A 22,812-nucleotide genomic window follows, 5' to 3' on the forward strand; every position below is an offset into this window, starting at 1 on the left:
CGAATCCCGACGAGTCGTTACTTGTTCTTGAACGCGGGCTTGCGTTTTTCGACGAAGGCCGCCATCCCTTCCTTTTGATCTTCCGTTGCGAACAGCGAATGGAACAGGCGACGCTCGAAGTGCACGCCTTCCGCGAGCGTGGTCTCGTAGGCGCGGTTCACCGACTCCTTCGCCATCATGACGGCGGGCAAGGAGAACTCGCAGATGGTCGCCGCCGCCGCGAGTGTTTCATTCAGCAAATCCGCGGCTGGAATCACTCGCGATACCAGCCCCGCGCGCTCCGCCTCTTCCGCCCCCATCATCCGCGCGGTCAGGCATAGATCCATTGCCTTGGCTTTCGATACCGCGCGCGGCAGACGCTGCGTACCGCCCGCCCCCGGAATCACGCCCAGCTTGATTTCGGGCTGGCCGAACTTCGCTGTATCGGCGGCGAAGATCATGTCGCACATCATGGCCAACTCGCAGCCACCACCGAGCGCGAAGCCCGCGACCGCCGCGATGATCGGCTTGCGAATCGAACGAATCGTCTCCCAGTTGCGCGTGATGTAGTCGCCTTTGTACACATCCATGAACGTGTAGGTCGCCATCATCCCGATGTCCGCGCCGGCCGCAAACGCCTTCTCGCTACCCGTGATGACGATCGCACCAACGCCCTCATCGGCGTCGAACGCCTTGAGCGCTGCGCCCAGTTCGTCCATGAGCGCATCGTTCAGCGCATTGAGCGCCTTTGGCCGGTTCAGCGTGATCAGACCGACCTTGCCGCGCGTCTCGACCAGGATGTTTTCGTACCCCATAGCTCCTCCTTCCATCTAAAGAAAGTCCCCCAAAAAATTTTTTACGCCGAACTTTGACTAATGCTAACATTGCCCAACCAACCGGTCGGTCAATTAATTGACACGGGCCCTGTCCACCTTCTCTATCAACGTTGAGCCATGACACATTCGCTGTTCGCCAAGCATGAGGGCGCGCTTCAAAAAGCGCTTGCCGCCATTGAGACCCGTGGCTACTGGAGCCCGTTCGCCGAAATGCCTAGCCCCAAAGTGTACGGGGAAACCGCTAACGCAGATGGCGAAGCCGCGTTCAAGGCCCACCTGAATCACCCCTTCGAACTCGACCAGCCGTCGACCGGCGAAACCGTCGGCAGTGAGACCTCGCCGTTCGGCTTCGCGCTCGGCGCGCGCTATCCGAAGTCGACGCCGGATCAGTTGATCGAAGCCGCGCAGAACGCCCAGCGCGACTGGCGCGCGGCCGGCCCGCAGGCATGGGCAGGCGTGAGCCTCGAGATTCTCGAACGCTTGAACCGGGCGAGCTTCGAGATCGCCTTCAGCGTGATGCACACGACCGGCCAGGCGTTCATGATGGCGTTCCAGGCCGGCGGCCCGCACGCTCAGGACCGAGCGCTCGAAGCCGTCGCCTACGCGTACGACCAGTTGCGCCGCATTCCCGCCGACGCGCACTGGGAAAAACCGCAGGGCAAAAACCCGCCGCTTGCGATGCAGAAGCGCTTCACCATCGTGCCGCGCGGCACCGGCCTCGTGCTTGGCTGTTGCACGTTTCCGACCTGGAACGGCTACCCTGGTCTCTTCGCCGACCTCGCGACTGGCAACACCGTTATCGTCAAACCGCACCCGGGCGCGATCCTGCCGCTCGCGATCACCGTGCGCATTGCGCGTGACGTCCTACGCGAAGCCGGCTTCGATCCGAATGTCGTGACACTGCTCGCTACCGCCCCCAACGACGGCGCGCTCGTGCAAGAACTCGCGGTGCGCCCCGAGATCAAGCTGATCGACTTCACGGGCAGCACGCAAAACGGCGACTGGCTCGAACGCAATGCGCACCAGGCGCAGGTCTACACGGAAAAAGCCGGTGTGAACCAGATCGTGATCGACTCCGTGGACGACCTGAAGGCCGCCGCCCGCAACATCGCGTTTTCGCTCTCCCTTTACTCGGGCCAGATGTGCACGGCCCCGCAGAACATCTATGTGCCGCGCGACGGCATCCGCACCGCCGAAGGCCAGGTGAGCTTCGAGGCCGTCGCCCAGGCGATTGCCGGCGCCGTGCAGAAGTTCGTGTCCGACCCGGCGCGCGCCGTCGAAGTGCTCGGCGCGATCCAGAATGAAGGCGTGACCGCTCGCATCGATGAGGCCCGCAAGCTCGGCACCATGCTCGCCGACAGCCAGACGCTGGAACACCCGCAGTTCGCCGGCGCTCGCGTACGCACGCCGCTCGTGCTTTCGCTCGACGCCGCCCGCGACGCCGCCCAGTTCACACGCGAATGGTTCGGGCCGATCTCGTTCGTGATCGCCACGGATTCGACCGACCAGTCGCTTAAGCTGGCAGGCGAGACCGCGCGAGACCACGGTGCGCTCACGCTCTCCGTCTACAGCACGGACGACGCCGTGATCGAAGCGGCTCACGAAGCCGCGATCACCGGCGGGGTGGCGCTCTCGATCAACCTCACGGGCGGCGTGTTCGTGAACCAGTCGGCCGCGTTCTCGGACTTCCACGGCACCGGTGCGAACCCCGCGGCGAACGCCGCACTCGCCGACGCCGCCTTCGTGGCGAACCGCTTCCGCGTAGTTCAGAGCCGCGTTCATGTTGAACCGAAAGCGGCCCCCGCGGTAGCCAGCTGAACGGCCTATGCCGTTCGGCCGAATGGCGCCCGTTTGCCCATCCCACTAGCATGTAAGGCGTGAGTGCACTTCTGCGCTCGCGCCCCAGGAACCCGAGATGACCGAAGCCTATATCTGCGACGCGATTCGCACCCCGTTCGGCCGCTACGGCGGCGCCCTCAAGGATGTCCGCGCGGACGACCTCGCCGCCGTGCCCATCCGCGCACTCGTCGAGCGCAATCCCGGCGTGGACTGGAGCGCGCTCGACGACGTGCTTTACGGCTGCGCCAACCAGGCTGGCGAGGACAATCGCAACGTCGCGCGTATGGCCGCGCTGCTCGCGGGCCTGCCCACCGACGCGCCGGGCGGCACGCTCAACCGCCTGTGCGGCTCGGGCCTCGACGCTGTCGGCAGTGCGGCGCGCGCGATCAAGGCGGGCGAAGCGCGCCTCATGATCGCGGGCGGCGTGGAAAGCATGACGCGCGCACCGTTCGTGATGGGCAAGGCGGCTTCGGCGTTCTCGCGTGAAGCGGCCGTCTACGACACGACCATTGGCTGGCGCTTCGTCAACAAGCTGATGAAGCAGCAGCACGGTGTCGATTCGATGCCGGAAACGGCGGAAAACGTCGCCGAAGAATTTAAGATCAACCGCGCCGATCAAGACGCGTTCGCGCTGCGCAGCCAGCAAAAGGCGGCTCGCGCGCAGAAGGACGGCACGCTCGCGCAGGAAATCGTCGCGGTCGAAATCGCCCAAAAGAAGGGTGACCCGGTTCGCGTGACGCTCGACGAACACCCGCGCGAGACTTCGCTCGAATCGCTGGCCAAGCTCAAGGGCGTCGTGAAGCCGGACGGCACGGTCACGGCGGGCAACGCCTCGGGTGTCAACGACGGCGCCTGCGCCCTGCTGCTCGCCAATGAAGAGGCCGCGCAGCAGTATGGCCTGCGGCGTCGCGCGCGCGTGCTCGGCATGGCGACCGCCGGCGTCGCGCCGCGCATCATGGGCATCGGCCCCGCGCCCGCTACGCAAAAGCTGCTCAAGCAACTCGGCATGACGCTGGACCAGTTTGACGTGATCGAACTCAATGAAGCATTCGCCTCGCAAGGTCTCGCCGTGCTGCGCGCACTCGGCATTGCCGACGACGATCCGCGCGTGAACCCGAATGGCGGAGCGATTGCACTGGGCCACCCGCTCGGCGCTTCGGGCGCGCGGCTCGTTACGACGGCGCTGCATCAACTGGAGCGCACGAATGGACGCTTTGCGCTTTGCACGATGTGCATCGGCGTCGGCCAGGGCATTGCCCTCGCAATCGAACGCGTCGAGGCATAACGCACGCAGTATCGACCGGCCGCCGGGCGATGCATTCGGCGGTCTCAGGCAGCAAACTGCTTTGCATTGAGCGGGACTCGGCACTAAAGCGCCAAGTCCCGCCGACAGGAGACAACCGATGCCCTACGATGCGATTCGCGTCGAAATCGACGCATCCACCCGCGTGGCCACGATCACCCTCAACCGCCCGGACAAGCTCAACAGCTTCACGCGTGTCATGCACGGCGAGCTTGCCGCTGCGCTAGACGAAGTCGCCGCCGCCGGCGCGCGTGCCCTTGTGCTAACAGGCGCGGGCCGCGGCTTCTGCGCGGGCCAGGATCTCGCCGATCTCGACTTCACGCCGGGAGCGATGACCGACCTCGGCGACCTCATCGACGAGCATTTCAATCCGCTGATCAAGCGCCTGCAAGCGCTGCCAATGCCCGTGATCGCAGCCGTCAACGGCACCGCCGCCGGCGCTGGCGCGAATCTCGCCCTCGCCTGCGACCTCGTGCTCGCCGCACGCTCCGCCAGCTTCATCCAGGCGTTCGTGAAGATCGGCCTCGTGCCCGACTCCGGCGGCACGTGGTTCCTGCCCAAGCGCGTGGGCATGGCGCGCGCACTCGGGCTCGCCATGACCGGCGAAAAACTCAGTGCGGAAAAGGCGGAAAGCTGGGGCCTCGTCTGGCAAGTGACCGACGACGCGGAACTCGCGCAAACGGCCGGCGCGCTCGCCGCACGCCTTGCGCAGCAACCTACGCGCGCCATCGTCGCCACGCGCGAAGCGCTGCGCGCATCGGCCACGAACACGCTCGACCAGCAACTCGATCTCGAACGCGATCTGCAGCGCGAACTGGGCGCGTCTTACGACTACGCGGAAGGCGTCAAGGCCTTCATCGAAAAACGCGCACCGCATTTCGAGGGCCGCTGAGATGTCCACACAAGTCTCGCAACAGCCCGAGGACAGCATGTCGCCCGACGAACTCGCCCGCGCAGCCGCGCTGGCGATGTACGAATCCGACGGCTGCACCCGCGCGCTCGGTATGGAACTCCTCGAAGTGCGTGCCGGATACGCGCGCCTCTCCATGGCCGTGCGGCCCGAGTTCCTGAACGGCCATCAGACCTGCCACGGCGGGATGATTTTCTCGCTCGCGGATTCGGCGTTCGCCTTCGCGTGCAATTCATACAACATCAACACCGTAGCGGCCGGCTGCTCGATCGAGTTCCTGCGTCCCGTCCTGCGCGACGAGGTGTTGACCGCCGAAGCCGTCGAACAGGTGCTATCGGGACGCAACGGTGTCTACGACATCCGCGTGACGAACCGCGCAGGCGAAACCGTCGCGCTTTTTCGAGGCAAGTCCGCGCAGATTCGCGGCAATGTCATTCCCGTTGCAACGTGAAGCGGGTTTCCCCTTCTCGATTCCCTACGCGTCACGAGTAAAGTTCTTAAGATCCAGGAGACACCCATGAGTACCACGCTGCCGCTCGAATCCATCGAAAAGGCGAGCCGCGACGAGCTTGCTGCTCTGCAGCTCGAGCGCCTGAAATGGTCGCTGAACCACGCCTACGAGAATTCGCCGGTCTATCGCCGCAAATTCGACGAAGCAGGCGTGCATCCGTCTCAGGTACAGTCGCTCGCCGATCTCGCGCGCTTCCCGTTCACCACGAAGAAGGATCTGCGGGATAACTATCCCTTCGGGATGTTCGCCGTCCCGCAAGACCAGATTTCGCGTATCCATGCGTCCTCGGGTACGACGGGCAAGCCGACCGTGGTTGCCTACACGGCTCGCGACATCGACACGTGGGCAAACCTCGTCGCGCGTTCGGTACGCGCAGCGGGCGCGCGGCGCGGCGACAAGGTACACATTAGCTACGGCTACGGACTCTTTACGGGTGGCCTTGGTGCACACTACGGTGCGGAACGCGCAGGCCTCACGGTCATCCCGTTCGGCGGCGGTCAGACCGAGAAGCAGGTTCAGCTGATCCAGGACTTCCGTCCCGACATCATCATGGTCACGCCGAGCTATATGCTCGCGATCGCCGACGAAATGGAGCGCCAGGGCATCGACCCGCGCACCTGTTCGCTGCGCATCGGCATCTTCGGCGCCGAGCCGTGGACCAACGACATGCGCCGGGCTATCGAAGAGCGCATGGGCATTACGGCGGTCGACATCTACGGTCTTTCGGAAGTGATGGGTCCGGGCGTTGCCTCGGAATGCGCGGAAACCAAGGACGGCCCGACGATCTGGGAAGACCACTTCTACCCCGAGATCATCAACCCGGAAACCGGCGAAGTGCTGCCCGACGGCGAATTCGGCGAACTCGTCTTCACCTCGCTCACCAAGGAAGCGCTGCCCATCATCCGTTACCGCACGCGCGACCTCACGCGTCTGTTGCCGGGTACGGCGCGCACCATGCGCCGCATGGAAAAGATCACGGGCCGCTCGGACGACATGCTGATCATCCGCGGCGTGAACGTGTTTCCCACGCAAATCGAGGAACTGCTGCTCAAGCAGCCGGCGCTCGCGCCGCACTATCAGATCGTCCTGACGAAGGAAGGTCCGATGGACGTGATGGCGCTCAACTGCGAACCGTGCCCCGAAACCGCGCCTGATTACGGCGCGCTCGATGCGGCAAGCAAGGCGCTCGCTTACGACATCAAGGCGCTGATCGGCGTGACGTGCAAGGTGAACGTGCTGGAGGTGAACGGTATCGAGCGTTCGGTCGGCAAAGCGAAGCGCGTGATCGACAAGCGGCCGAAGTAACCGCGGCTCGTGACGTGTAGCAAAAGAAAAAGCCGGCAGTCGCCGGCTTTTCGCTTCACTCTACGTGCGCGCGACAAGCGCTGTCGCGCTCACGAGTTCGGGAACAGCAGCCACATCCGGCCGCCCTGCTTCATCTTGCCGGCCAGATCGCCGGCATCGTCGCCAAGACCCCAGAAGTAGTCGGCGCGCACGCCGCCCTTGATCGCCGTGCCCGTATCTTGCGCGAACACGAGCCGGTTGAGCGGCGTGTTCGTGAGCGGCCGCGTGGTCTGCAGAAACACCGGCGTGCCAAGCGGAATCGAGGAAGGATCGACGGCAATCGAGCGTTCCGGCGTGAGCGGCACGCCGAGCGCGCCGATCGGGCCATCCGCGCCGCCCTGCGCGTCGCCTTCGGAACCGCCCATCTCGCGGAAAAACACGAAGCGCGGGTTGGTGTCGAGCAGCGCGTCCACGCGCGTCGGATTCGCGCGCGCCCACGCCTTGATGCCCTGCATGGTCGCCTGCGCAGGCGTGAGTTCGCCGCGATCGAGCAGCCAGCGCCCGATCGACTTATATGGCTGGTTGTTGGTGCCGCCAAAGCCCACGCGCATCACGCTGCCGTCTTCCATCACGACGCGACCCGAGCCCTGCACCTGCAGGAAGAACGCTTCGATCGGATCGTCCACCCACACGAGCTCGTTGCCGTTAAGCGCGCCCGAACGTTCGAGCTGCGCGCGCGGCGGCATCGCGGCGCCCGGACGATAGCCGGACGGCCAGCGATACAGCGCGGTCTGGTAGATACCGTGACGCGTGCGCGAACCGTGCAGCAGCGGCTCGTAGTAGCCGGTCACGAGGCCGTCGAGCGTGCCGTCGGTGTTGGCGAACTGATAGGGGGTGAAATACGTTTCGAAGAATGCCCGCGCGCTCGAGGCGTCGAGGTCATCGAGTTGCGAGGCGGCCGAACACGCGCGCTGCCAACGAGGATCACGCGCGAGACGCGTGCAGTTCGCGCGCAGCGCCGCGGTCACGCCGATCAGCGAGTCGTCCTGCCAGCCCGGCACCTGCTGCCAGGCAACCGGCATGAGACGCTGCGCGGCGAGTTGCGAGGGCAGCGTGGGCGCGCCCTTGGGTGGGGCGTTGCGCACGTAGCTCGGGCCGCCGCATGCGGCAAGCAAGGCCGCCAGCGAAACGGCGCCCAACCAGCCGACTAACCGGCCTAACCCGCGGCCTGCCCCGCGCCGAAGCGCTGCCCCCGCGCGATATCTGGCCTTTGTAAATCCCGGCATCACCGGGACATCGAGACCTGATTCGACGTCAAAATCACGCCTACAATATTGGCTCTCGATGGATGCCGCCATGTCAGAACTGCTCGACGAATACCCGATGCTCATGTTTGGTCTGGAAGCGCTCCTTGCGCTGTTCCTGCTGATTTTCATCGTTGTGTGGACCGCGTCGGGCAGGAAGAAGCAAGCCTCGCGCGACGATCGGCGTCAGAACTAGCAGACCCCGAATTCTCGCGGCGGTTCAATCGCGGCGGTTCAATGCAGCATGCGCGGCATGCGCAGCACGAACTCCGGCACGGGGGCCTCGAAACGCTCGGCGTCCTCGGCCACACAGAAGTACTCGCCGCGCATCGTGCCCACCGGGGTCGCGATCACGGCCCAGCTCGTGTACTCGAATTGCTCGCCCGGCTTCAACAGCGGCTGATGGCCGACCACGCCGAGCCCCTTCACTTCCTGCACCTGATTTTCGCTGTCGGTGATCACCCAATGTCGCGCGATGAGCTGAGCGCTCACCTGACCGGTATTGCGAATGGTCAACGTGTACGCGAAGGCATATTGCCGGCGCTCCGGGTCCGATTCTTCGGGCAGGTAGCGCACCTGCGACGTCACGCTGAATTCGTACTGGCTCATCCTTGTTCCATTCGCCCGGGTGCGGCTGCTGAGTCCGTTGACTGAGACGCCCGCGCAGCAAGGCGCTCGCGAGCGCGCCGCGAGGCGCGGCACATGGTTTCGCATTCTGCTTGATGCAACGGGCACCCGCAACCCGGCGCAGCCCGTGGCACCCGCCGCGAAAGGCACTCCTACTGACGGTAAAATACGGTTTTTCCGACAGTTTTCCGATGGCCGCCATGACGCAATTCCGCATCGCCCCCAGCATTCTCTCCGCCGACTTCGCGCGTCTTGGCGAAGAGGTCCGCAACGTCGTCGCCGCCGGCGCCGACTGGATCCACTTCGACGTGATGGACAACCATTACGTGCCGAACCTCACCATCGGGCCGCTGGTGTGCGAGGCGATCCGCCCGCACGTGAACGTGCCCATCGACGTGCATCTGATGGTGCGTCCGGTCGACCGCATCGTGCCCGACTTCGCCAAGGCCGGCGCGAACCTCATCAGCTTCCACCCGGAAGGCTCGGACCATATCGACCGCACGCTCTCGCTGATCCGCGACCACGGCTGCAAGGCGGGCCTCGTGTTCAACCCGGCCACGCCGCTGAACTATCTCGATCATGTGATGGACAAGCTCGACCTCGTGCTCATCATGTCGGTGAATCCTGGCTTCGGCGGCCAGTCGTTCATTCCCGAGGCGCTCAACAAGCTACGCGAGGCGCGCGCGAAGATCGACGCCTACACGGCGCGCACGGGCCGCGAAATTCACCTCGAAGTGGACGGCGGCGTGAAGGTGGATAACATCGCTGAAATCGCGGCGGCTGGCGCAGACACCTTCGTGGCGGGCTCGGCGATCTTCGGCAAGCATGATTACAAGACCGTGATCGACGAAATGCGCGCGCAGCTCGCAAGCGTTGCCAACGCCGCCACCGCGAAATGAACGCCCCCGTCAAATTCACCGCGCCGCGCATCGAGGCGGCGCTGATCGACCTGGACGGCACGATGGTCGACACCGCCGACGACTTCGCCGCCGGCCTGAACGGCATGCTCGCGCAGCTCGACGCCGAGGAAACCACGCGCGAGGAAGTGATGGGCTACGTCGGCAAGGGCTCGGAGCATCTGATCCGCAGCGTGCTCGCGCCGCGCTTCGCGGCCGACAACGTGGAGGCGCGCTTCGACGAAGCGCTCGCGCTTTACCAGGACGAGTACGCGAAGATCAACGGGCGCCACACGCATCTGTACCCGGAGGTCGAAGCGGGCCTGGCTGCGCTGCGCGGCCAGGGCATCAAGCTCGCGTGCGTGACCAACAAGCCGCACCGTTTCGCCGTTGAACTTTTGCAGCAATACGGCCTTGCGCAGTACTTCGAAGTGGTGATCGGCGGCGACAGCCTGGCGAAGAAGAAGCCCGACCCGCTGCCGATGCTCACGGCGTGCGAGCGCCTCGGCGTGACGCCCGCAGCGGCGGTGGCGATCGGCGATTCGGAGAACGATGCGATTGCGGGCCGCGCAGCCGGCATGGCCACGCTCACGGTGCCCTACGGCTACAACCACGGCCAACCTGTACAAAAAATTGAATCGGATGGTATAGTTGCCTCGCTGCTCGACGCCGCCAAGGCGGTCGCAGCGCACAATGATCTGACTTAAGTTCTCAACTGAACGTCAACTATCCTCATGTTTCTGAATAAAAAACGGAGTCTGAGCACGATCGACCGGGGAGCCTGGCCCTGGCGTCGCTGGTCGCGCTAACCTCACCCGAGGTTCGCTGAAGTCGCGCGCAAGCCCTTCTTCAGCACCGTTTTTTACTTCGCTGCGCACTCGCGCGTGTCTCGACTCTAAACTGTTGCAGTAACCCGTCGGCTCGTCTGGCCTTGGGCTTTCGTTGTCCTTGCGTGTTGTTTCGCCGTTCGCGGCGACGTGCGCGAGGCGCGAGCGGCTACGCCTCACCTTCCGTCGATGTACTGCACGCCGGCCCGGCAGGCGCTTCAAAGCGTTCATCGGGCCGCACGAGCGAGCGCCAGCGGCCATCTAGCACTCAAAAACAAACGCCTCGCGCTTACCGCGCGCCCCGTTTTGAGCCGCACTGGGCCCGCACCCGCCGCGACCGGCAGCACGAACAGGATCGGAACATGACCGAACTCGAATTTCAGTCCCTCGCCAACGAGGGCTACAACCGCATCCCGCTGATCGCCGAAGCGCTCGCCGATCTCGAAACGCCGCTCTCGCTGTACCTCAAGCTCGCGCAGCCCGAGCGCGGCGGCGCCAACTCTTTCCTGCTGGAGTCCGTGGTGGGCGGCGAGCGCTTCGGGCGCTACTCGTTCATCGGCCTCCCCGCGCGCTCGCTGATCCGTACGCGCAATGGCGTGTCGGAAGTCGTGCGCGACGGCCAGGTGATCGAAACGCATCACGAAGATCCGCTCGAATTCATCGCGAAATACCAGGCGCGCTTCAAGGTCGCGCAGCGTCCGGGCTTGCCGCGCTTCTGCGGCGGCCTCGCGGGCTACTTCGGCTACGACGCGGTGCGCTACATCGAGAAGAAGCTCGCCGACACCTGCCCGACCGACGATCTCGGCCTGCCCGACATCCAGTTGCTGCTGACCGAAGAAGTCGCCGTGATCGACAATCTCGCGGGCAAGCTCTACCTGATCGTCTACGCCGATCCGCAAACGCCCGAGGCGTACACCAAGGCGAAACATCGCCTGCGCGAACTCAAGCAGCGCCTGCGCACCACGGTTCAACCGCCGGTGACGAGCGCGAGCGTGCGTACCGAAACGTTCCGCGAATTCAAGAAGGACGATTACCTCGCCGCTGTGCGCAAGGCGAAGGAATACATCGCCGCGGGCGAACTGATGCAGGTTCAGGTGGGCCAGCGCCTCACGAAGCCGTATCGCGACAATCCGCTTTCGCTCTACCGCGCGCTGCGTTCGCTGAACCCGTCGCCGTATATGTACTACTACAACTTTGGCGAATTCCACGTGGTGGGCGCGTCGCCCGAGATTCTCGTGCGCCAGGAAAAGCGCGGCGAGGACCGTATCGTGACGATCCGTCCGCTCGCGGGTACGCGTCCGCGCGGCAACACGCCCGAGCGCGACGCCGAACTCGCGACCGAACTGCTCAACGACCCGAAGGAAATCGCCGAGCACGTCATGCTGATCGACCTCGCGCGCAACGACGTGGGCCGCATCGCCGAGATCGGCTCCGTGACCGTGACCGACAAGATGGTCATCGAAAAGTACTCGCACGTGCAGCACATCGTGAGTTCGGTGGAAGGCAAACTCAAGCCCGGCATGAACAACTTCGACGTGCTACGCGCCACGTTCCCGGCCGGCACGCTCTCGGGTGCGCCGAAGGTGCGCGCGATGGAGCTGATCGACGAGCTCGAACCGGTGAAGCGCGGCCTTTACGGCGGTGCAGTGGGCTATCTCTCGTTCAACGGCGAAATGGACCTCGCCATCGCGATCCGCACCGGCCTCATCCACAACGGCAATCTGTATGTGCAGGCCGCCGCGGGCGTGGTAGCGGATTCGGTGCCCGAGTCCGAATGGCAGGAAACCGAGAACAAGGCGCGCGCCGTGCTGCGCGCCGCCGAGCAGGTGCAAGACGGCCTCGACAGCGACTTCTGAGCGGAGAAAAGACCATGTTGCTCATGATCGACAACTACGATTCGTTTACCTACAACATCGTCCAGTACTTCGGCGAGCTCGGCGAAGACGTTCATACGTACCGCAACGACGAAATCACCATCGACGAAATCCGCAAGCTCAACCCCGCGCGCATCTGCCTGTCGCCGGGACCGAGCAACCCGCAGCACGCGGGCATCACGCTCGACGTGCTGCGCGAATTCGCGGGCAAAACGCCGATTCTCGGCGTCTGCCTGGGTCATCAGGCCATTGGTGAAGCGTTCGGCGGCCGCGTCGTGCGTGCGAAGACCATCATGCACGGCAAGGTGAGCCAGATCGAAACCGACTGCAAAGGCGTGTTCGCCGATCTGCCGAAGCACTTCAACGTCACGCGCTATCACTCGCTGGCGATCGAGCGCGAGTCGCTGCCCGATTGCCTCGAAGTGTCGGCGTGGACCGACGACGGCGAAATCATGGGTGTGCGTCACCGCGACCTTGCGGTCGAAGGCGTGCAGTTCCATCCGGAATCGATTCTCTCGGAGCATGGCCACGCGTTGTTCGAGAACTTCCTGAAGCAAACCAAGAGCGCTTAACCCGGAGGCCAAACACCATGATTACCCCGCAGGAAGCGCTCCAACGCACGATCGAGCATCGTGAGATTTTTCACGACGAGATGCTCCACCTCATGCGCCTCATCATGCGCGGCGAGCTTTCGCCCGTGCTTTCGGCCGCCATCATCACCGGCCTGCGCGTGAAGAAGGAAACCATCGGCGAGATCACCGCAGCGGCGACCGTGATGCGCGAGTTCGCGAATCACGTCGAGGTGAAGGACAACTCGAACTTCATCGACATCGTCGGCACGGGCGGCGATGGTTCGCACACCTTCAATATCTCCACGGCTTCGATGTTCGTCGCCGCCGCGGCGGGCGCGAAGGTTGCCAAGCACGGCAACCGGGGCGTATCGAGCAAGTCGGGCAGCGCGGATGTGCTCGAAGCACTCGGCGTGAACATCGACCTGCAGCCGGACCAGGTGGCCGCGTCGATCGCCGAAACGGGCATGGGCTTCATGTTCGCGCCCAATCATCATCCCGCGATGAAGAACATTGCCGCCGTGCGCCGCGAGCTTGGCGTGCGCACGATCTTCAACATCCTCGGGCCGCTCACGAATCCGGCCGGCGCGCCGAATCAGCTGATGGGCGTGTTTCATCCGGATCTCGTCGGCATTCAGGTGCGCGTGATGGAGCGTCTGGGCGCGAAGCACGTGTGCGTCGTGTACGGCAAGGACGGCATGGACGAGGTGTCGCTGGGCGCGGCTACGCTCGTGGGCGAATTGAAGGACGGCCAGATTCGCGAGTACGAAATCCACCCCGAAGACTTCGGCATGCAGATGGTTTCGAACCGTTCGCTCAAGGTCGAAAACGCCGACGAATCGAAAGCGATGCTGCTCGGCGCGCTCTCGAACGAAGCAGGCACCGCGCGCGAGATCGTCGCACTGAATGCTGGCACTGCGCTCTACTCGGCGAACGTGGCCGACTCGATCGCCGAAGGCATCGCGCTTGCGCGTGAAACCCTCGCCAGCGGCCGCGCGCGCGCCAAAGTCGACGAACTGGTACGCTTCACGCAACAGTTCAAACGCTGATCCAGCACCGTTTTTTGCCTCCGAACATCATGAGTGACATCCTCGAAAAGATCATTGCGGTCAAGCGCGAAGAAGTGCGCGCCGCCGAGCAAAGCGCCCCGCTCGAAGAATTGCGTCTCGCGGCCAGCACGCGTGACTTGCGCGATTTCGTCGGCGCCTTGCGCGCGAAGCACGACAACGGCGAGGCGGCCGTGATCGCCGAAGTGAAGAAGGCAAGTCCGTCCAAAGGCGTGCTGCGCGAAAACTTCCAGCCCGCCGAAATTGCGCGCTCGTACGCTGAAGGCGGCGCGGCCTGTCTTTCCGTGCTCACCGACGTGCAGTTCTTCCAGGGTAGTGCCGCGTACCTCGAAGCCGCGCGCGCCGCGTGCAATCTGCCGGTGCTGCGCAAGGACTTCATCGTCGATCCGTACCAGATCGTCGAAGCACGCGCGATGGGCGCCGACGCGATCCTGCTGATCGCCGCCGCGCTCGAGCCGGGTGAAATGCGCGACCTCGAAGCGCTTGCGCATTCGCTCGGCCTCGCGGTGCTCGTCGAAGTGCACGACCGCGAAGAACTCAAGCACGCGCTCACGCTGAAGACGCCGCTCATCGGCATCAACAACCGCAATCTGCGCACGTTCGAAACCACGCTCGATACGACCATCGGCATGCTCGACGATGTGCCAGAAGACCGCATCGTCGTGACCGAGTCGGGCATTCTCTCGCGCGCCGATGTCGAGAAGATGCGCGCGCTTTCCGTGCACACATTCCTCGTGGGCGAAGCATTCATGCGCGCCGAACATCCGGGCGCGGAACTCGCCCGCATGTTCTTCTGATCGCACAGCGATGGGTATCGAACGCGAAATCAAGCTCGCGCTGCCGCGCGGCCAGGTGGACGCGGCGCTGCGTCTCTTCGAGACGCGCGCCGGCAAGCCCGGTCACGCCATCAGACTCGAAAACGTCTACTTCGACACGCCGGCGCTCGCGCTCGCGCGCGCCAGGAGCGCGTTGCGTCTGCGCCGCGCGCCCGAAGGCTGGCTGCAGACGTTCAAGACCGTGGGCGTGGCGCAAAACGGGCTGCACGCGCGGCACGAGTGGGAAATGCCGGTGGCCGGCGAGGCGCTCGAAATCGACAGGCTGCTGCATGAGTGCGATGAGGCCGGTGTGTCGACGGCGCTCTCGGCTGCCGCTGCGAACCTGATCCCGCTCTTTCGCACCGACTTCACGCGCACGCTGTGGACGCTCGACGTCGACGGCGCGCAGGTGGAAGCGGCCATCGATCAGGGCGAAGTCACCGCGAACGTGAACGGTGAAACGCGCCGCGCGCCGATCTGCGAAATCGAGCTCGAACTGAAGGCGGGCGACGAAGCGGCATTGCACACGCTCGCGGCAGAACTCGCGAAGGGGCTCCCAGGCCTCGCGCCGGACGACATCAGCAAGGCCCAGCGCGGATATAAGCTGCGCGAAGGCTGAGGACGACGCGGCGCCGTCTTGAAGCGCCGCGCAAAGTCGCACAAAAAGCGCTGTTAGTTGCAACATCAGCGCCGAAGCCGCAAAAGCCCGCCCGGCCGCGCTCGCGCCGGATTGAATCGCTGGGCATTTGCTGCGACACTTGCCGCCCATGACCTCCACGAAACGCCCGCGCGTCGCGATGCCGGTGCAAGCGTCGCTGTTCGACGACGATCTACCCGGCGCGGCGCAAGCCACGCTCGACGATCCGCCGCTGCCCGAAATCGATCCGCGTCAGATCACGATCTTCTCGCTGTTCGACGCCGACGAATTCCCTGCGCCCGCCCGCACGCACGCCGCGACGATTGCCAATACGCCCGCATCCGACATGTCCAGCCCACCCGCCGCGCCGCAGGCCGCCATCGACACCACGCGACTCGAAGATCAGTTCGACGCACTGCCCGCCGCCTGGCGCGAATTGCTCGCGCCTTTCATCGCGAGCGACGCCTACGCGCCGTTGTGCCGCTTCGTCGATGACGAGCGCGCCGCCGGCAAGACGGTCTATCCCGCCGATGTGTTCCGCGCGCTGCGCCTCACCTCGCCCGACGAGGTGAAGGTCGTGATCCTCGGCCAGGACCCGTATCACGGGGACGATCGGGGCACGCCGCAGGCGCACGGCCTGGCGTTCTCGGTGCCGCCCTCGGTGCGGCCACCGCCTTCGCTGCGCAACATCTTCAAGGAGATTGCAGCGAGCCTCGGCATTCAGGCGCCCGCGCACGGCTGCCTCGATGCCTGGGCGCGCCAGGGCGTGCTGCTGCTGAATACGGTGCTCACCGTCGAGCGCGCCAGCGCCGCGAGCCACGCGAAGCGCGGCTGGGAACGCTGCACCGACACGCTGATCCAGCAACTCGCCGCACGCCACGAACATCTCGTGTTCATGCTGTGGGGCGCGCACGCGCAGAACAAGCGCGCGCTGCTTTCGGGTGCGCATTGCGTGCTGGAAGCGCCGCATCCGTCGCCGCTTTCCGCGCATCGCGGCTTTCTCGGCTGCGGGCATTTCGCGCAGGCCAACGCGTATCTGCAAGCGCAAGGCCGCCAGCCGATCGACTGGCGTCTGCCGGAGGAAGGCCTCGTGCTTGCCTAAGCCTCGCGACGCACCGCGACACACAATGAAAAAACGCCACGAGATCGCTCTCGTGGCGTTTTTGCTTTTACAGCCGTCAAACTTTACGCCGCCGCAATCGCTTCACGCGCGCCTGCGAGCGCTGCGCTGGCTGCGTCCGGGCCCATGTTCAGGCCTTCGGCGTAGATGAAGTTCACGTCGGTCATGCCGAGGAAGCCGAGGAACGACTTCAGGTACGGCGTCTGGCTGTCGTGCGGCGTGCCTTGATACTTGCCGCCGCGCGCCGAAACCACGTGCACCTTCTTGCCGTTCACGAGACCTTCGGGGCCGTTCGCGGTGTAGCGGAACGTGATGCCGGCACGAGCGATCCAGTCGAAGTACGTCTTGAGCTGCGACGACACGCCGAAGTTGTACATCGGCGCGCCGATCACGATCACGTCCGCTGCCTGCAGTTCCGCGATCAGCGCTTCGCTGCGTGCGGCGATGGCCTGCTGCTCCGGCGTGCGCTGCTCGGCCGGCGTGAAGAACGCGCCGAGCACGGCGTCGTCGAGGTGCGGCAGCGGATCGGCTTGCAGGTTGCGCGTAACGACTTGCGCGCCCGGATTCGCTTGGTGCAGCCTGGCCGTCAGTTCGTTGACGAGCAGCGTCGACTGGGCGCCTTGCGAGCGGGCGGCGGAATTGATTTGCAGGATCGTGGTCATGGTGGCTCCTTCGGGTCTCAGTTGCGCAACGTTGCGCGAGTGAAGGCATTGTGTTTTTTTACCGCGCCCCGAAAAAGTAGTCCGCCGATGACGGATTGTTGCAGTGATAGAACAATCCCCGGCATGAAAAAACGGCGTGGGGCAATGCGCCCACGCCGTTTCCGGTGCCGCCGAGCGCGTTACGCCGCCAGCCAGCGCTCGCGCAAACCGCGTGCGGGCGTGCGCTTGTCGGCGGCGGCGAGCTTGTAGCGCGCGACTTCGGGCGCATCGAGGGTCAGACGCGCCACGCGAAGCTCGTCGCGGCGGAATGCGTGGATCTCGACCTTCGTGCCCGGCTGGTAGCGCGAAAGCAGTGCGTCGAGGTTCGAGCCCGTCACGCGCAGACCGTCGAGCGCGACGAGCGCGTCGCCGGCAGAAAGTCCTGCCTTCTGCGCCGCGCCGCCTTCGTAGACCACGGCGAGCGTCGCATCCGCGCCGCCACGCAGCCGTGCGCCAAGCGAAGGCTTGGCGCCGCGCTCCGGCTCCCCTTCGAGCGTCACGCCGAACGGCTCGAACAGCGCCGCGAGCGGCAGGTCGCGCGTGCCGCGCACGGCGTCGCTAAAGAGCGCGCCCAGTTCCACGCCCGTCGCCTCGGCAATCAGCGCCTCGACGTCGTCCTCGCCCACGCCCACCGGCTTGCCGCGATAGAAGTCGCGACCATAGCGCTGCCACAGGAGGCGCATGACGTCGTCGAGCGATTTGCGGCCATTCGTCTGCGCGCGAATCGACAAATCGAACGCCAACGCCACGAGCGAGCCCTTCGTGTAATAACTCACGATCGCATTCGACGCGTTCTCGTCCTGGCGGTAGTACTTCACCCACGCGTCGAACGAGCTTTCCGCGACGCTCTGCTTCAGGCGCCCCGTGCCGCGCAGCACGCCCGCGATCGTCTTGCCGAGGAGGCCGAAGTATTCGTCTGCGGAAATGAGCCCGCTGCGCACGAGCATGAGGTCGTCGTAGTACGACGTGAAGCCTTCGAACAGCCACAAGAGCGAGGTGTAGTCCTCGCGCGTCAGGTCGTACGGCACGAACGCCGCTGGCTTGATGCGCTTCACGTTCCAGGTGTGGAAGTACTCGTGGCTGCACAGGCCGAGATAGGTGCGATAGCCGTCCGACGTCTCCGGCTTGCCCTTCACCGGCAGATCCGTGCGATTGCAGATAAGCGCCGTCGAAGCGCGATGCTCGAGGCCGCCGTAACCGTCGCTCACGGCTTGCGTCATGAACACGTAGCGCTCCATCGGCGCGCGCTTCGTGCGCGGCTCGAAGAGCGCGATTTGCGCCTCGCAGATCTTCTTCAGGTCGGCGGCAAGACGCTCGGTGTCGAGCGCGACCACGCGGCCCGCGATCACGATGTCGTGCGGCACGCCGTGCGCCTTGAAGCTCGCGAGCGTGAACTCGCCGAGCGTCACCGGATGATCGATCAGTTCGTCGTAATTCGCGGCCGTGTACTCGCCGAAACCATAGCGCTTGGTGCCGCGCGCTTCCGCGAGCGCCGTACCCACGCGCCAGTGGCGATACGCGTGCCCGTCCGGACGCTGGATATCGACCGCATGCTGCGCCTCCTCATGGCCGAGCGCCGCGAGAAACACGCTCGTGCCGTTGAAGAAACCCACCGTGTCGTCGAGGTGCGCCGCGCGCACCGACATATCCCACGCGTAGACCTCGTAGCGCAGCGTGAGCGCGCCCTTCACCGGCGCGGCCTGCCACGAGTGCTTGTCGGTCTTCGTCACGCGCACCTTGCGGCCTGCGTCGTTGAAGGCGCGCAGCGTAACGATGTTGCGCGCGAACTCGCGCACCATGTAGCTGCCCGGAATCCAAACGGGCAGCATGAAGCGTTGACCGTCCGGCGCAGGCTCTTCCACGGTGAGCGTCACCTCGAACAGATGCGCGGCGGGATTCTTCGGGGCGATGGTGTATCGGATCGGCTTCATCGGCGGGATCGGTGAGAGATTCGGTCAGCAGACGCGAAATGCAATTTCAGTATGCCCGGCGCTCACGAGCGGACAAAAACCGCCGGGCAAATAAAGCACCGGCCGCGAAAGCGGCCGGCGGGTTCGGGCGAGGCGTCAATGCGCGCCGTTCAGTCCGCGTTCGAGCCGGTCGGCGCTGACCGCGCCGGGCAGGCGCGTGCCGTCGGCGAGGATCACTGTGGGCGTGCCGGTCACGTTCATCTTCTGGCCGAGCGCGAGATTGCTGTCGATGGCGGCCGTGTCGCACGTGCCGGCTGCCGTGGGCGCCTTGCGGTCCACCATCCACGACTCCCATGCCTTCGCGCGGTCGGTCGAGCACCATATCTGCTTGGCCTTGGCCGTCGAATCCGGCGAGAGCACCGGATACAGGAAGGTGTAGACCGTGACGTTGTCCACGGACTTCAGCGTGTTTTCGAGCTGATGGCAGTACGGGCAGTTCGGGTCGGAGAACACGGCCATCTTGCGCTTGCCGTCGCCCTTCACGACCTTGACCGCGTTTTCGAACGGCAGCTTCGCGAAATCGACCTTGTTGATTTCGTTCAGGCGCGCCTCGGTGAGATTGCGGTGCGCCTTGGTGTCGATGAGTTCGCCGTTGAGCACGTAGTCGCCGTTGGCGTCGCTGTAGACGATCTGCGTGCCGAGGTTGATCTCGTACAGGCCCGCCATGGGCGCCTTGGTGATGCCCTTGATGTCGCTGGCGTCGATGCCGAGGCGCGTCTGCAGCGCCGAGCGGATCTTGTCGGTGGTCTGGTCGGCCTGGGCCGAGCAGCCGAGCGCCGAGGTGGCTACCGCGATCACGAGCGCGGCAAATCGAATACGCGTTTGCATGGGATGCATTCCTGATTCGGGCGCGCCGCGCAGAGGCGACGCGCGCAGAGTTCCGTTGAATGGCCGGGGCGGCATGTGCTGCGGGCGCGGCCAATACGCCCATTCTAAGCTGCACAGGCCTCAAGCAACCGAAATGCCTGCTTGACGTGTCAATGAGCGGCAAATGAGCCGTAAAGCCCGACGATATTAGCCGAGCGCCGTGGCCACGAGCCAGCGCTTGAGCAGCGGCTGCGCGCCCACCAACGCCATGCCCGTGTTGCGCACCGCGCGCGCCAGCGTGCCGGGGAACGAGAAGAGCCGCTGCAGGCCGTCGGTCGCGACGACGAGCTTCTGGATGTCCTCGCGGCGGCCGCGTTCGTAGCGGCGCAGCAGCACGATGTCGCCGAGATCGCGGAACGCCTCTTTCTTCGTGATGACGTCGACGAGCGCGGCGACGTCGCGCAAGCCGAGGTTCACGCCCTGGCCCGCAAGCGGGTGAATCAGATGCGCGGCGTCCCCCACGAGAGCGACGCGCGGCGCAACGAGCCGATCCACGGTTTGCAGCGAAAGCGGGAACCCGCGCGCAGGCGTGACGCATTCGAGCGCACCCAGCTGGCTTTGCGAAACGCGCTCGACTTCAGCGGCAAGCTGCTCCGGTTCGAGCTTCAGAAGCGCATCGGCGTGTTCGGTCTGTGCCGACCACACGAGCGACACGTGCTGATCCGGCAGCGGCAGCAACGCGACGATCTCACCCTCGCGGAACCATTGGTACGCCGTTTCGCCGTGCGGCTTTTGCGCGCGGAAATTGGCGACCACGCCGGTTTGACGGTAATCGCGCCGCTCGACCTTCGAGCCGATCTGCGCGCGCACCCACGAATGCGCGCCGTCCGCGCCGATCGCGAGGTCGGCTTCGATCGTGCGGCCATTGGCGAGGCCGATCACGGCCGCGTCGGGTTTCACGTCGAGCGTCTCAGCACGCGAATCGATCCACGCGAGATTGGGCTGGAAATGCAGCGCGGCGTCGAGCGCGCGCTCGATGACCGACGACTCGGCAATCCACGCGAGTTGCGCAACCGACGCCTGGTACGCCGAGAAATGCAACTCCGCCGCGGCGTCGCCGAACACGCGCATGTCGTAGACGGGCGTCAGGCGCGCGGCGTCGGCGGCCTGCCAGACCCGCAGCCGCTCGAACAGCGCCTGCGAGCTGCGCGAGAAGGCGTACACGCGCGCGTCGAACGCGGCGCCCGCGGGCAGCGGCGCGCACGGCTGCGCGAGCAGCGCCACGCGCAGGCCGCCCTGGGTCAGCGCGAGCGCCGCCGATTTGCCGACGAGCCCGCCGCCGATCACGGCGACATCAAAGGTCTGGTTGCTTGCTGTCATGCGCGCATTATAGCCGCGGGTGCTTGTCTGACAGGGCCGGAAGGGCGCGGATGTTGCGACGCAGCAAGTCTCCGCAGATCGGCAGACCAGGGGCACGCAGACGCCCGCGGCAAAGCCTCCCCCGGACGAGGTTACAATTACGGTTTTCGTGACTCCGCCTGACCGGTATCACGCCCCCCGACGTGCCACCTGCGCCGCCCCGCCCGCCGCTCCCGCTTTCGCGAGACGCCCGGCCCCGGGCGCTCCGCGCGCGGCGAGCCGCACGTCACCACCTGACATGCAGAGATTTTCATGAGCCTCCAATGCGGCATCGTCGGCTTGCCTAACGTCGGCAAGTCCACCCTCTTCAACGCGCTGACCAAAGCCGGCATCGCGGCCGAGAACTACCCGTTCTGCACCATCGAGCCGAACGTCGGCGTGGTCGAAGTGCCGGATCCCCGCCTGAAAGCGCTCTCCGACATCGTCAAGCCCGAGCGCGTCGTGCCGGCCGTGGTCGAGTTCGTCGACATCGCGGGTCTGGTCGCGGGCGCGAGCAAGGGTGAAGGCCTGGGCAACCAGTTCCTCGCCAACATCCGCGAAACCGATGCGATCACGCACGTCGTGCGCTGCTTCGAGGACGAAAACGTGATCCACGTGGCGGGCAAGGTCGATCCGATCTCCGACATTGAAGTCATCAACACCGAACTCGCGCTCGCCGACCTCGGCACCGTCGAAAAGGCGCTCACGCGCTACTCGAAGGCCGCCAAGTCGGGCAACGACAAGGAAGCGGCGAAGCTCGTGGCCGTGCTGGAAAAGGTGCGCACGCAACTCGACCAGGCGAAGCCCGTGCGCGCGCTCGACCTGAACGAAGACGAGCAGGCGCTGCTCAAGCCGTTCTGCCTGATCACCGCGAAGAAGACGATGTACGTCGCGAACGTGAAGGAAGACGGCTTCGAAAACAACCCGCACCTCGACGCCGTGCGCAAGCACGCCGACGCCGAAGGCGCACCGGTCGTGGCCGTGTGCGCGGCGATCGAAGCGGAAATCGCCGACCTCGACGACGAAGACAAGATCGCGTTCCTCGCCGACATGGGCATGGAAGAGCCGGGCCTCGACCGCGTGATCCGCGCGGGCTTCAAGCTGCTCGGCCTGCAAACGTATTTCACGGCTGGCGTGAAGGAGGTGCGCGCGTGGACGATCCATATCGGCGATACGGCGCCGCAAGCCGCCGGCGCGATCCACACCGACTTCGAGCGCGGCTTCATCCGCGCGCAGACCATCGCGTTCGCTGACTACGTCCAGTACAAGGGCGAAACCGGCGCGAAGGAAGCCGGCAAGATGCGTGCCGAAGGCAAGGAATACGTCGTGCACGACGGCGACGTGATGAACTTCCTGTTCAACGTGTAAGCGACGTTGCGAGGCGATGCCGAAAAAGCCCGCTCGTGAGCGGGCTTTTTTACGGCTGAGCGCGTGAGAGGCCGACGGCAGGCAAGCGTCACTCCCCCGCCGCCCGCGCCCCGTACAATAGCGCTTTGCGCGTCACCCCAATTCGCGGTTCCGACGCGGCGCACGCCGCG

The 22,812-nt window shown here is 65.2% G+C and carries 22 protein-coding genes; 15 read left to right on the top strand and 7 right to left on the bottom strand.

Features of this window, described 5'->3' with window-relative positions; all coding sequences use genetic code 11:
• Positions 1 to 17: 17 nt before the first annotated feature.
• Positions 18 to 794 (bottom strand): enoyl-CoA hydratase, encoded by a 777-nt coding sequence (locus tag FAZ97_RS12470; protein ID WP_158758696.1) that lies wholly within the window; start codon positions 792 to 794, stop codon positions 18 to 20.
• A gap of 138 nt (positions 795 to 932) precedes the next feature.
• Between FAZ97_RS12470 and paaN the strand changes: the two genes are divergently transcribed.
• From paaN to paaK, 5 genes are all read left to right on the top strand, one after another.
• Positions 933 to 2,633 carry a phenylacetic acid degradation protein PaaN gene (gene paaN / locus FAZ97_RS12475; protein WP_158758697.1) on the top strand — a complete coding sequence of 567 codons (1,701 nt, stop codon included), beginning with the start codon at positions 933 to 935 and terminating at the stop codon, positions 2,631 to 2,633.
• A gap of 97 nt (positions 2,634 to 2,730) precedes the next feature.
• Entirely contained in the window at positions 2,731 to 3,939 is a 1,209-nt protein-coding gene (pcaF, locus tag FAZ97_RS12480; protein ID WP_158758698.1) for a 3-oxoadipyl-CoA thiolase, read from the top strand.
• Positions 3,940 to 4,057: 118 nt separating this feature from the next.
• Positions 4,058 to 4,849 (top strand): 2-(1,2-epoxy-1,2-dihydrophenyl)acetyl-CoA isomerase PaaG, encoded by a 792-nt coding sequence (gene paaG, locus FAZ97_RS12485; protein ID WP_158758699.1) that lies wholly within the window; start codon positions 4,058 to 4,060, stop codon positions 4,847 to 4,849.
• 1 nt (position 4,850) lies between these two features.
• Positions 4,851 to 5,318, top strand: coding sequence for a hydroxyphenylacetyl-CoA thioesterase PaaI (gene paaI, locus FAZ97_RS12490; RefSeq protein ID WP_158758700.1), 468 nt, complete (start codon positions 4,851 to 4,853; stop codon positions 5,316 to 5,318).
• 66 nt (positions 5,319 to 5,384) lie between these two features.
• The gene (gene paaK / locus FAZ97_RS12495; RefSeq protein ID WP_158758701.1) at positions 5,385 to 6,683 is read left to right on the top strand and encodes a phenylacetate--CoA ligase PaaK; all 1,299 of its coding nucleotides are present in this window, start codon (positions 5,385 to 5,387) and stop codon (positions 6,681 to 6,683) included.
• An 89-nt stretch (positions 6,684 to 6,772) separates the two neighbouring features.
• Here the strand turns inward: paaK and mltA are convergent, their stop codons facing one another.
• On the bottom strand, positions 6,773 to 8,053 hold the full coding sequence (gene mltA, locus FAZ97_RS12500) for a murein transglycosylase A (protein WP_233271585.1): 1,281 nt from the start codon (positions 8,051 to 8,053) through the stop codon (positions 6,773 to 6,775).
• On the opposite strand from mltA, the gene FAZ97_RS35355 reads away from it, so the two are divergent.
• Entirely contained in the window at positions 8,019 to 8,162 is a 144-nt protein-coding gene (locus FAZ97_RS35355) for a hypothetical protein (RefSeq protein ID WP_233271586.1), read from the top strand. The two genes, mltA and FAZ97_RS35355, sit on opposite strands and share 35 nt — an antisense overlap.
• 38 nt (positions 8,163 to 8,200) lie before the next feature.
• Here FAZ97_RS35355 and apaG read toward each other — a convergent pair whose 3' ends face one another.
• A complete protein-coding gene (apaG, locus tag FAZ97_RS12505; protein ID WP_158758703.1) occupies positions 8,201 to 8,575 on the bottom strand; it encodes a Co2+/Mg2+ efflux protein ApaG in 375 nt (124 codons plus the stop codon).
• A 218-nt stretch (positions 8,576 to 8,793) separates the two neighbouring features.
• Here apaG and rpe point away from each other — a divergent pair, with 218 nt between their 5' ends.
• The 8 genes from rpe to FAZ97_RS12545 all read left to right on the top strand — a co-directional run bounded on the left by rpe (position 8,794) and on the right by FAZ97_RS12545 (position 16,380).
• A complete protein-coding gene (gene rpe / locus FAZ97_RS12510; RefSeq protein ID WP_158758704.1) occupies positions 8,794 to 9,492 on the top strand; it encodes a ribulose-phosphate 3-epimerase in 699 nt (232 codons plus the stop codon).
• A complete protein-coding gene (locus tag FAZ97_RS12515; protein ID WP_158758705.1) occupies positions 9,489 to 10,196 on the top strand; it encodes a phosphoglycolate phosphatase in 708 nt (235 codons plus the stop codon). The genes rpe and FAZ97_RS12515 overlap by 4 nt, the downstream gene beginning before the upstream one ends.
• Before the next feature lie 482 nt (positions 10,197 to 10,678).
• Positions 10,679 to 12,172, top strand: a complete 1,494-nt coding sequence (trpE, locus tag FAZ97_RS12520; protein ID WP_158758706.1) for an anthranilate synthase component I — start codon at positions 10,679 to 10,681, stop codon at positions 12,170 to 12,172.
• Positions 12,173 to 12,186: 14 nt separating this feature from the next.
• Positions 12,187 to 12,762, top strand: a complete 576-nt coding sequence (locus FAZ97_RS12525; protein ID WP_158758707.1) for an aminodeoxychorismate/anthranilate synthase component II — start codon at positions 12,187 to 12,189, stop codon at positions 12,760 to 12,762.
• A gap of 17 nt (positions 12,763 to 12,779) precedes the next feature.
• A complete protein-coding gene (gene trpD / locus FAZ97_RS12530; protein ID WP_158758708.1) occupies positions 12,780 to 13,808 on the top strand; it encodes an anthranilate phosphoribosyltransferase in 1,029 nt (342 codons plus the stop codon).
• A gap of 29 nt (positions 13,809 to 13,837) precedes the next feature.
• The gene (gene trpC / locus FAZ97_RS12535) at positions 13,838 to 14,623 is read left to right on the top strand and encodes an indole-3-glycerol phosphate synthase TrpC (RefSeq protein WP_158758709.1); all 786 of its coding nucleotides are present in this window, start codon (positions 13,838 to 13,840) and stop codon (positions 14,621 to 14,623) included.
• Positions 14,624 to 14,633: 10 nt separating this feature from the next.
• The gene (locus FAZ97_RS12540; RefSeq protein ID WP_158758710.1) at positions 14,634 to 15,260 is read left to right on the top strand and encodes a CYTH domain-containing protein; all 627 of its coding nucleotides are present in this window, start codon (positions 14,634 to 14,636) and stop codon (positions 15,258 to 15,260) included.
• Positions 15,261 to 15,408: 148 nt separating this feature from the next.
• Positions 15,409 to 16,380, top strand: coding sequence for a uracil-DNA glycosylase (locus tag FAZ97_RS12545; protein ID WP_158758711.1), 972 nt, complete (start codon positions 15,409 to 15,411; stop codon positions 16,378 to 16,380).
• An 83-nt stretch (positions 16,381 to 16,463) separates the two neighbouring features.
• On the opposite strand, the gene FAZ97_RS12550 is transcribed toward FAZ97_RS12545, so the two are convergent.
• From FAZ97_RS12550 to FAZ97_RS12565, 4 genes are all read right to left on the bottom strand, one after another.
• Positions 16,464 to 17,060 (bottom strand): FMN-dependent NADH-azoreductase, encoded by a 597-nt coding sequence (locus FAZ97_RS12550; protein WP_158758712.1) that lies wholly within the window; start codon positions 17,058 to 17,060, stop codon positions 16,464 to 16,466.
• 179 nt (positions 17,061 to 17,239) lie between these two features.
• Entirely contained in the window at positions 17,240 to 19,030 is a 1,791-nt protein-coding gene (locus tag FAZ97_RS12555) for a M61 family metallopeptidase (protein WP_158758713.1), read from the bottom strand.
• A 135-nt stretch (positions 19,031 to 19,165) separates the two neighbouring features.
• Positions 19,166 to 19,897 carry a DsbC family protein gene (locus FAZ97_RS12560; RefSeq protein ID WP_158758714.1) on the bottom strand — a complete coding sequence of 244 codons (732 nt, stop codon included), beginning with the start codon at positions 19,895 to 19,897 and terminating at the stop codon, positions 19,166 to 19,168.
• 186 nt (positions 19,898 to 20,083) lie between these two features.
• A complete protein-coding gene (locus FAZ97_RS12565; protein WP_158758715.1) occupies positions 20,084 to 21,256 on the bottom strand; it encodes a UbiH/UbiF family hydroxylase in 1,173 nt (390 codons plus the stop codon).
• 291 nt (positions 21,257 to 21,547) lie between these two features.
• Between FAZ97_RS12565 and ychF the strand changes: the two genes are divergently transcribed.
• Positions 21,548 to 22,642: a redox-regulated ATPase YchF gene (gene ychF / locus FAZ97_RS12570; RefSeq protein WP_158758716.1), complete on the top strand. Its 1,095-nt coding sequence runs from the start codon at positions 21,548 to 21,550 to the stop codon at positions 22,640 to 22,642.
• Positions 22,643 to 22,812 lie beyond the last annotated feature (170 nt).

It is taken from the genome of Paraburkholderia acidiphila (assembly GCF_009789655.1).
Classification (GTDB): domain Bacteria; phylum Pseudomonadota; class Gammaproteobacteria; order Burkholderiales; family Burkholderiaceae; genus Paraburkholderia; species Paraburkholderia acidiphila.